A 222-nucleotide genomic window follows, 5' to 3' on the forward strand; every position below is an offset into this window, starting at 1 on the left:
GACTGCCGTTAAATGATTCAATAAACGGGTTATCCGTTGGTTTTCCGGGGCGGGAGAAGCCCATTGTGACCCCGTGCTCATACGCCCATTTATCCAGACTTTTCGAGATAAACTCGCTGCCGTTATCTGTCTGAATACGTACCGGCAGGCGCTTGCCCGGCACCCGCAACCTTTCCATCACACCGACCACATCCTCACCTTTCAGCGACTTTCCGGCATGGA

Annotated in this window: 1 protein-coding gene; it reads right to left on the reverse strand. The window is 53.6% G+C overall.

What is annotated here, in order from left to right:
- The coding region (locus RRF55_RS28700) for a DDE-type integrase/transposase/recombinase (RefSeq protein ID WP_439419401.1) at positions 1–222 on the reverse strand (222 nt) is incomplete at both ends.

The sequence above is a fragment of the Klebsiella sp. K47 genome (assembly GCF_051858335.1).
Classification (GTDB): Bacteria; Pseudomonadota; Gammaproteobacteria; order Enterobacterales; family Enterobacteriaceae; genus Klebsiella; species Klebsiella pneumoniae.